Genomic DNA, 8,613 nt, shown 5'->3' on the forward strand with positions numbered 1-8,613 from the left:
CTAGTTTCATGCACGCAAATTTTGGCTTTAACACAAACTAATTAAAAATAAAATTTACAATTTACATTGACTTATCACCACATGACTTAAAAATCAATTTCATTTTTAATTTTAACATGTTCCATGCTCATTATACTTTATAATAGAAAAGGATTAAAAAAGGAGAAACATATGCAACAAATTAGTTCAGTTAATAATGCAACGGTTAAAAAGTTAGCTAAGTTAAAGCAGAAGAAGTATCGAGATGAAGAAGGCCGCTACTTAATTGAAGGTTTTCATTTGTTTGATGAAGCCATTAAATCTGGTAAAAAGTATCAATATCTCTTGGGTACTGAAGAAGCTCTCGATAAGGCAGAGGAAGACTATGATGTCGATCTAAGTGGTAAGAATGTAATTTTGATCAATAAAGCGATTGCGCGTCATTTAAGCAGTACCAAGAATTCACAAGAAATTTTTATGGTACTAAAAATTGATCAACCTCGTGAATTTCCATTTAATTATGGTAAGTGGGTTTTACTTGATAATTTAGCAGACCCAGGTAATGTTGGAACAATCATTAGAACAGCTGATGCAGCTGGCTTTGATGGGGTGGTACTTTCTCCAGAAAGTGCAGATTTGTATAACCCTAAGACCCAGCGAGCAATGCAAGGCAGCCAATTCCACATTGATTTGATTAAGCGTGATTTGGCTGATGTCATCACTGATTTTCAAGATGCGGCAATTCCCGTTTATGCAAGTATGTTAGATAAGACTGCTAAGCAATTGCCTGATTTTGATAAAGTACCACAACTTGCTTTAATTATTGGTAATGAAGCTCATGGTGTTAGCTCTACGATTGCCAGCTTAAGTGATGAAAAACTGTATATTCCAATTAAAGGTAAGGCGGAATCCTTGAATGCGGCCGTAGCAGCAGGAATTATGATTTATTACTTTGCATAGTACTTGTATTTAGTAAGTGAATTTCATATAATAACTTATGGTCAGAGTAAAACAAAAATATAATATATGGTTATGGAGGAATTTACTTATGCAAGAAGTCAAAGAAAAAAAGGAGAGCGCTCCCTGTAAACCCGAAGACTACGAATTATGTGGTCATTTTATCAATGCTTTTCAAATAATTGGCAAAAAATGGAACGGCTTAATTATTAGTTCATTATGTGATACAGAAGATATGCGTTTTAAAGACTTGGCTCGCTGCATTGAGGCATGTTCAGATCGAGTTTTAGTAGAACGACTTAAAGAACTCGAAAAAGATGATATTGTTAAAAGAAGTGTTGATAAGGAGACAGGGATTATTTCCTATGGTTTAACTGAAAAAGGGGTAGAACTTAAACCAGTCTTTGATCAAGTACATAATTGGGCCGATAAATGGGCTTAAAGACTTGCAAGAACAAGCAAAAAGAAATATCATAATAGTTAATTACTGAGATCAAGACTAGTAACAGTTAATTATCTGAACAGAGAATCTTCTTTAATAAGCTGAAAGAGAAGATAGAATAGTTAATTGTGAATTTCATCTTGGGAGTAGAATCTAATCAATTCCGGTATTTCACCGTTAACGAAAACTTGAGTGTGGGCAGATAATGTCCAAACTAGGGTGGTACCGCGACGCTTCGTCCCTATTGAGGGACGGAGCTTTTTTGTTTTGAAAGGAAAGAATTAATGGACTTATTTGATAAGTTAAAAGAGCTTCATGAGCAAGGTCTTGAAGAAATCAAAAAGGCTACTGATGAACAGACTTTGAATAAAGTCAGAGTTGAATTAGTTGGACGTAAGGGTGAATTAACTAAGATTTTGCACTCTATGCGTGATGTTGCACCAGAAAACAGACGCGAAGTCGGACAAAAGGTTAATGAACTACGCGATTTATTTAACAAGCAATTAGATGCTACTAAGGCTGAAATCGTTAAAGCAGTTTTAGTAAAAAAGCTTGAAGATGAAAAAATTGATGTTACTTTGCCAGGTCGTGAAGGACATTTAGGTTCAAAGCACCCAATTAATGTTATTTTGGATGATTTGGAAAGTTACTTTATCGGTATGGGTTACAAGGTAGTACAAGGTCCTGAAATTGAAACTGATCACTACTGTTTTGAAATGATGAATTTGCCAAAGGATCACCCAGCACGTGATATGCAAGCTACTTTCTACATTGATAGTGAAGACTTGCTTAGAACCCAAACTTCAGGTGACCAAGCAAGAGTGTTAGAAAAGCATGATTTTTCTAAGAGTCCGCTTAAGATGGTTGGTCCTGGTAAGGTATACCGTCGTGATGATGATGATGCCACTCACTCACACCAATTCATGCAAATGGAAGGTTTAGTAGTAGATAAGAACGTTACAATGAGTGATTTAAAGGGTACTCTTGAAATGATTGCTAAGCATGTCTTCGGTCAAGATAGAGCTACTCGTCTTCGCCCAAGTTACTTTCCATTCACTGAACCATCAGTTGAAATGGACGTATCTTGCTTTAACTGTGATGGTAAGGGCTGTCCAATTTGTAAATACACTGGTTGGATCGAAGTATTAGGTGCTGGTATGGTTCACCCTAACGTATTAGAAAATGCTGGTATTGATTCAACTGTTTATGGTGGTTTTGCCTTTGGTTTAGGATTAGACCGTTTTGCAATTTTGAAGTACGGTATTGACGATATTCGTGATTTCTACACTAACGATGTTCGTTTCTTGAAGCAATTCCGCAAGGAGGAAAATTAATTTATGTTAGTTTCATACAATTGGTTACAAGATTTTCTTAATTTAGATCAAGATCCTCACGACTTAGCTGAAAAGATTACCCGTACTGGTGTTGAAATTGCTGACGTTAAGCATCCAGAAGAAGGACTTAAGAAGTTAGTTGTTGGTAAGGTCCTTGACTGTAAGGGTGTTGAGGGTACACACCTTCATTTAACACATGTTGACGTTGGCGAAGATGAACCACTTCAAATTGTTTGTGGTGCTCCTAATGTTGCTGCAGGTGAATTAGTAATTGTTGCTCTTCACGGTGCCCGTATTGCTGGCAATGAAAAGATCAAGAAGGGCAAGATTCGCGGCATGGAAAGTTACGGTATGATCTGTGGCTTGCAAGAAATTGGCTTCAGTGACAGCGTAGTACCAGAAGAATTTGTTGATGGAATCTATGTCTTCCCAGAAGATGCAGACGTTAAGCCAGGTCAAGATGTTTATGAAGCACTTGGAATGGATGACTACATTTTAGACTTCGATATTACGCCTAACCGTGCTGATACCTTAAGTATGGAAGGCTCAGCTTACGAAGTTGGTGCAATTGTTGATCAAAAGCCTAAGGTAGAAGATGTTTTCTTAAAAGAAGATGGTCCTGACTGGACAGATTCTCTTGATGTTAAGGTTGATGAAAAGTTAGCACCTAAGTTTTACTTACGTAAATTAACTGGCGTTAAGATTCAACCATCACCACTTTGGATGCAAAGACGTCTTTGGAATGCAGGAATTCGCCCAATTAACAATGTAGTTGATGTAACTAATTACATTATGCTTTTAACTGGTCAACCAATGCACGCCTATGATGCTAAGACTTTCTCAAATGGAAAATTAGAAGTTAGATTAGCTAACAAGGGTGAAAAGCTTACTTTATTAAATGAAAAAGAAGTAGATCTTGATTCTAATGATATCGTTATTACTGATGGTGAAAAGCCTGTAATGATGGCTGGTGTCATGGGTGGACTTAACTCAGAAATTACTGCTGAAACTACTGATGTAATTTTAGAATCCGCAATTTTTGATCCTACTTTGGTTAGAAAAGCTGCTCTTCGCCATGCAAACCGTACAGAAGCTTCTAGTCGTTATGAAAAGGGCGTTAACTGGGATGGAACTGAAAAGGCAATTAACATGGCTGCACTCTTGCTTAGAAATGATGCAGATGCAACTGTAGATGAAGGCATTATTAAGGCAACTGACACTAAACGTAAGCCAGTTGTAGTTAAAACTACTGTTTCATACATTAATCATGTTTTAGGTACTGAAATTTCTGCTAAAGATATGATTAAGATTTTTGATCGTTTAGGCTTCATGGTTGAGCACGATGGCGATAATATTGCAGTCCATGTTCCAAATAGAAGATGGGATATTGCTATTCCTGCCGATTTAGTTGAAGAAGTTGGTCGTATCTATGGTTACGATAATTTGAAGTCAACTCAACCACTTTTGGCTGAAACTCACGGTGGTTACTCAGAAAAAGAAGAAATGATGCGTCGCATGAAAGCTATTGTCGAAGGACAAGGCTTAATGGAAGCTATTTCTTACTCATTAACTTCACCAGAAAAGGCTGTTCGCTACACTAAGGATCCTAAGGATTTAGTTAAGGTTCAAATGCCACTTAACTCAAGTCGTTCTGCTATGCGTGAAAACTTGATGACTGGTTTAGTTGATGCAGCTAGCTACAACTTTGCTAGAAAGCAAACCCAATTGGCATTGTTTGAACAAGGCCGTGTTTATGATCATGATGGTGGAACATTTAATGAACATGAACATTTAGCTGCTTTATATTCAGGCAATACCTTTGCTGAAAACTGGCAACACTTAACCCAAAAAGTGGACTTCTACTTTGTAAAAGGTCAATTGACTAACCTATTTACTGCAATTGGCATTGATCTCGAAAAGGTAGTCTACAAGGCTGAAGGCATCAAAGGGATGCACCCAACTAGAACCGCTGCTATTTACATTGATAAGCAATATGTTGGTATGATCGGTATGATTGCTCATGCTGTAACCCTTGCTGACAAGGCTCTTCGTGGTTCAGAACTTTATGGTTATGAAATTAACCTAGATGTAATTATTCCTATGCTTACTAAGGGCATGACTGCTACTCCAGCTCCTAAGTTCCCAGCAATTGAACGTGACCTTTCATTGTTAGTCAATAAAGATGTAACTAACCAAGAAGTTGAAAATGTCATTAAGTCTAATGCTGGTAAGTATTTGACAGCTCTTAAAGTAATTGATGTTTACGAGGGTAGTCACATTGAAGTTGGCAAGAAGAGTATAGCTTACAGTTTAACTTTCTTGAATAGAAAGGATACTTTAACTGATAAGGTCGTAAATAATGCAATGGACAAGATCAGAGCAGGTCTTGAAAACGATCTTGATATTAAAGTACGTTAATGGTTGACTTTAATGGTGTAAACCAATATCATTGATCAATGCAAAGAGAATTTAATTTCTGAGGAGTTAAAATAATATGCCTGAAAAATCTTATCCAATGACTGCTGAAGGTAAGGAAAAACTTCAAGCAGAATTAAAGAATTTAAAATTAGTTAAGCGTCCAGAAGTTATTGAACGTATTAAGGTTGCACGTTCATTCGGTGACTTATCAGAAAATTCTGAATACGATGCAGCTAAGGATGAACAAAGTCACGTAGAAGACAGAATCGCTCAAGTAGAAGACATGCTTAAGTACGCACAAGTTGTCGATGCTGACAGTGTTGATCCTAATGAAGTTTCAGTTGGTAAGACTGTTACCTATACTGAAGTTGGTACAGATGATGCTGAAACCTACACCATTGTAGGTAGTGATGAATCTGACCCATTAAATGGCAAGATCTCAAATGATTCACCAATTGCACAAGCACTCTTGGGCAAGAAGAAGGGTGAAACTGTATCAATTACCACTCCTGGTGGCCAATTTGACGTTGTAATCAACAATGTTGAAGCATAATAATTGAGAAGAGGAGTTAGGTAAAACTAACTCCCTTTTTGTTAGAAAGAAGGTTTTTAAAAATGAGAACAGTAGGAATTATCGGAATGGGTCATGTTGGTGCAACTGTCGCATATACTTTATTTACTCATGGCATGGTTGATGATTTAATTTTAATCGACAAAAATGAAGATAAAGTAAACGCTGAATACAATGATTTACATGATACTTTGGCTAGAAATGATAGTTATGTCAATGTAAGAAAGCAAGATTGGGATGGTCTTGAAGATGCCGATATTATTATTACTGCTTTCGGTGATATTGCAGCTTCAGTTAAGACTGGCGATCGTTTCGGCGAATTTGAATTAAATGCAAAAAATGCTAGACAAGTTGGTGCAGATATTAAGGAATCAGGCTTCCATGGAGTTTTGATCAATATTTCTAACCCTTGTGATGCAATTACTCAAATTTTGCAAGAAACTTCCGGTTTGAAGAAGAATCGTGTCTTCGGTACTGGTACTTTCCTTGATACTGCAAGAGTACAAAGAATTATTGGTGAAAAGTTAGGACAAGATCCACGTAATGTAGAAGGTTTTGTTTTGGGTGAACATGGTTCTTCTCAATTCACCGCTTGGTCAACGATCAGAGTTAACAATAAGATTGCTTTCCAATTATTTGGCGATGAAGAACAAGAAAAGATCAGTGAACAATCAAATAAGAACGCATTTGTTGTGGCAAACGGTAAAGGCTATACTAGTTATGCCATTGCTACTTGTGCAGTTCGTTTGGTTCAAGCTGTATTTAGCGATGCACGTTTATACTGTCCTGTTTCAGTTTATAATCCAGAATACAAGACTTACATCGGCTATCCAGCAATTATTGGCCGCGACGGTATTGAAGAAGTAATTGAATTGAAGCTTACTTCTGAAGAAAAGGAAAAACTTGAAGCAGCAGCTGATAAGATCAAGGAACACTTGGATCAATTGAAGAAAAAATAAAATATTGATTTAGATAAGAAGACGAGAAGTTACAATTGCGTAATTTCTCGTCTTTTTAATTTTTCCAAAAAAATTTTCGTCTTTTTTGCGTAATAAATAGTGGGAGGTAAATTTTGATTCTTATGTATATGAATTTGATAGTATATTTGCTATCATAGAAAGGGAGTAATGCGCGAAAAAAGCTAAAATTTGAAATGTACGAGCGTTTAAACAGTCATAATGAATTTTATGAGTATTTGAATTCATTGACAGTTAAGGACAGGCAAAATTGTTATCACTTATTAAGCAAATAGAGCTTAATGATATAAGTGTCGCTATTCAGCAACATTGGGTAGGAGTAATTGATTCAAATATTTTTGAACTTAGGGCTAGATTCTCTAATAAACGGATGAGAGGTTTGTACTCTCACGTAGATGATGACAAGTACATAATTACGCATGGTTTTACAAAAACGACCAAAAAGACGCCTCTTCGAGAAATTAAGCATGCTCATGATATAAGAAATGAATATTATGAAAGGAAAAATTATGAGTAAAAGTATTGATGATGTAATTCAAGAAAAAATGAAAAATCCGGGATTTAAAAAAGCATTTGAAAAAGATATGGCTCAGTTTAGTAGCTCAGTGGCACTTTTAAAAGCTAGAGAAGATGCGGGCTTAACGCAACGTGAACTAGCTGAAAAGGCTGGTGTACCTCAAAGTACAGTAGCTCGTATTGAACGTGGATACAGTACGAGTACCAAAACGCTTTCTAAACTTGCAAATGCAATGAATAAAACTATGAGAATCGTAATTTCATAATAATCAAAAAAGCCCACAACTTCTACAATTTGTAAAAGCTGTGAGCTTTTTCTTTGTTTTAAATTAACGATCTTCGTGGTTAGTGAAGTAACGGTAATCTTTACTCTTGTCGAATAATACGGCACGAGCGTTTTCACCATTTGAGATGGAGAAAATTGCGTCAGGGTATTTATCCTTAACTTCGTCTTCAATAAGTCCTCTCATCATTTCGTTGTTAGCCAAAACTGAACCAGTCAAAGCAATCTTCATTGGCTTTGGATCTTCGTAACGATTAAGACCAATAATAATATCGCGAGCTAACAAGTGAGCTTGATGTTGGATGATCTTGATTGCGTCATCGCTGCCTTCATCTGCAAGCTTAGCAACATGAACTGCCATGCCGGCAACTTCAGGATTAGACATTCTGTAGAATTTAGCGTTACATTCATCCATGTGTTCTACGCCGAATAACTTAGTGAACATTGGAATAAGTGCGTTATCTTCACGCTTGTCCCAGCTAAGAAGTGCAGATTGCATAGCTGAACGAGCAATAGCATAACCTGAACCTTCGTCACCTAAAATGTTACCGTAACCACCAACAGCGATTAAGTGACCGTTTTGTAAGCCGTTGTATACTGAACCAGTACCAGCGATAACAAGAGCACCGTCATCACCTTCAAGACCAGCATAAAGGGCTAAGAGTGAGTCAGTAATAGCACGGGTAGGTAAGTTGTTGATTCTTGATGAAATAGTAGCAGCAACTTCAGGTGCGTTACCAACAACTGAAAGACCGGCAATACCTACTAAAACGCGCATACAGTCGCCGTCAATCTTGTTTAACAATTCGTTAATAGTATCTGAGATGTTTTTAATTCCGCCTTCGTAATCAGCGTTAATTTGACCAGGACCGCCTTCTGCGCGACCAAGTTCTTTGCCGTTTTCGTCATATGCAATGGCAGTTGAGTGAGTACCGCCTGCATCTACACCAATTTGGTATGTAAGAGCCATATTCAAATCTTCTTTCTATATTAATTTATCCATATGATAACGTATTCATTTTATTACATTTTTATATTATAGGTCTAGTATTATTTTTCCATGTTAACGCTAACACTGATATTTTTCTACTCTAAGTCAAGTGTTATCAACGATTTTAAGCAATTTTATTTTGAAA

At 36.7% G+C, this 8,613-nt stretch carries 9 protein-coding genes and 1 other annotated feature; of the genes, 8 read left to right on the plus strand and 1 reads right to left on the minus strand.

Going from position 1 to position 8,613, the window contains the following annotated elements; genetic code table 11:
* Nucleotides 1-171: 171 nt before the first annotated feature.
* The 8 genes from CP368_RS08315 to CP368_RS08350 all read left to right on the plus strand — a co-directional run bounded on the left by CP368_RS08315 (nucleotide 172) and on the right by CP368_RS08350 (nucleotide 7,460).
* Nucleotides 172-939, plus strand: coding sequence for an RNA methyltransferase (locus CP368_RS08315; protein ID WP_025005332.1), 768 nt, complete (start codon nucleotides 172-174; stop codon nucleotides 937-939).
* 88 nt (nucleotides 940-1,027) lie between these two features.
* On the plus strand, nucleotides 1,028-1,378 hold the full coding sequence (locus tag CP368_RS08320; protein ID WP_025005333.1) for a helix-turn-helix domain-containing protein: 351 nt from the start codon (nucleotides 1,028-1,030) through the stop codon (nucleotides 1,376-1,378).
* 38 nt (nucleotides 1,379-1,416) lie between these two features.
* Nucleotides 1,417-1,624 (plus strand) — a binding site (T-box leader).
* A gap of 38 nt (nucleotides 1,625-1,662) precedes the next feature.
* Nucleotides 1,663-2,712: a phenylalanine--tRNA ligase subunit alpha gene (pheS, locus tag CP368_RS08325; RefSeq protein WP_087176478.1), complete on the plus strand. Its 1,050-nt coding sequence runs from the start codon at nucleotides 1,663-1,665 to the stop codon at nucleotides 2,710-2,712.
* A 3-nt stretch (nucleotides 2,713-2,715) separates the two neighbouring features.
* Entirely contained in the window at nucleotides 2,716-5,130 is a 2,415-nt protein-coding gene (gene pheT / locus CP368_RS08330) for a phenylalanine--tRNA ligase subunit beta (RefSeq protein ID WP_087363275.1), read from the plus strand.
* Nucleotides 5,131-5,206: 76 nt separating this feature from the next.
* Nucleotides 5,207-5,683 (plus strand): transcription elongation factor GreA, encoded by a 477-nt coding sequence (greA, locus tag CP368_RS08335; protein ID WP_014918467.1) that lies wholly within the window; start codon nucleotides 5,207-5,209, stop codon nucleotides 5,681-5,683.
* Between the two features lie 62 nt (nucleotides 5,684-5,745).
* Nucleotides 5,746-6,660 (plus strand): L-lactate dehydrogenase, encoded by a 915-nt coding sequence (locus tag CP368_RS08340; protein WP_025005335.1) that lies wholly within the window; start codon nucleotides 5,746-5,748, stop codon nucleotides 6,658-6,660.
* 268 nt (nucleotides 6,661-6,928) lie between these two features.
* Nucleotides 6,929-7,195: a type II toxin-antitoxin system RelE/ParE family toxin gene (locus CP368_RS08345; protein WP_369822648.1), complete on the plus strand. Its 267-nt coding sequence runs from the start codon at nucleotides 6,929-6,931 to the stop codon at nucleotides 7,193-7,195.
* Complete coding sequence (locus CP368_RS08350) at nucleotides 7,164-7,460, plus strand: helix-turn-helix transcriptional regulator (RefSeq protein ID WP_081776553.1); 297 nt, start codon at nucleotides 7,164-7,166, stop codon at nucleotides 7,458-7,460. Before CP368_RS08345 ends, CP368_RS08350 begins: the two co-directional genes overlap by 32 nt.
* A 63-nt stretch (nucleotides 7,461-7,523) precedes the next feature.
* On the opposite strand, the gene CP368_RS08355 is transcribed toward CP368_RS08350, so the two are convergent.
* Complete coding sequence (locus CP368_RS08355) at nucleotides 7,524-8,447, minus strand: N-acetylglucosamine kinase (RefSeq protein ID WP_098043825.1); 924 nt, start codon at nucleotides 8,445-8,447, stop codon at nucleotides 7,524-7,526.
* Between the last annotated feature and the right edge of the window lie 166 nt (nucleotides 8,448-8,613).

Origin of the sequence: Lactobacillus sp. UMNPBX17 (assembly GCF_002553735.1) — a bacterium.
Classification (GTDB): domain Bacteria; phylum Bacillota; class Bacilli; order Lactobacillales; family Lactobacillaceae; genus Lactobacillus; species Lactobacillus gallinarum.

Bases quoted from the DNA above. Each gene is read 5' to 3' on its own strand.
- CP368_RS08315 (WP_025005332.1), top strand. From the start codon at position 172: ATGCAACAAATTAGTTCAGTTAATAATGCAACGGTTAAAAAGTTAGCT.
- CP368_RS08320 (WP_025005333.1), top strand. From the start codon at position 1,028: ATGCAAGAAGTCAAAGAAAAAAAGGAGAGCGCTCCCTGTAAACCCGAA.
- pheS (WP_087176478.1), top strand. From the start codon at position 1,663: ATGGACTTATTTGATAAGTTAAAAGAGCTTCATGAGCAAGGTCTTGAA.
- pheT (WP_087363275.1), top strand. From the start codon at position 2,716: ATGTTAGTTTCATACAATTGGTTACAAGATTTTCTTAATTTAGATCAA.
- greA (WP_014918467.1), top strand. From the start codon at position 5,207: ATGCCTGAAAAATCTTATCCAATGACTGCTGAAGGTAAGGAAAAACTT.
- CP368_RS08340 (WP_025005335.1), top strand. From the start codon at position 5,746: ATGAGAACAGTAGGAATTATCGGAATGGGTCATGTTGGTGCAACTGTC.
- CP368_RS08350 (WP_081776553.1), top strand. From the start codon at position 7,164: ATGAATATTATGAAAGGAAAAATTATGAGTAAAAGTATTGATGATGTA.
- CP368_RS08355 (WP_098043825.1), bottom strand. From the start codon at position 8,447: ATGGCTCTTACATACCAAATTGGTGTAGATGCAGGCGGTACTCACTCA.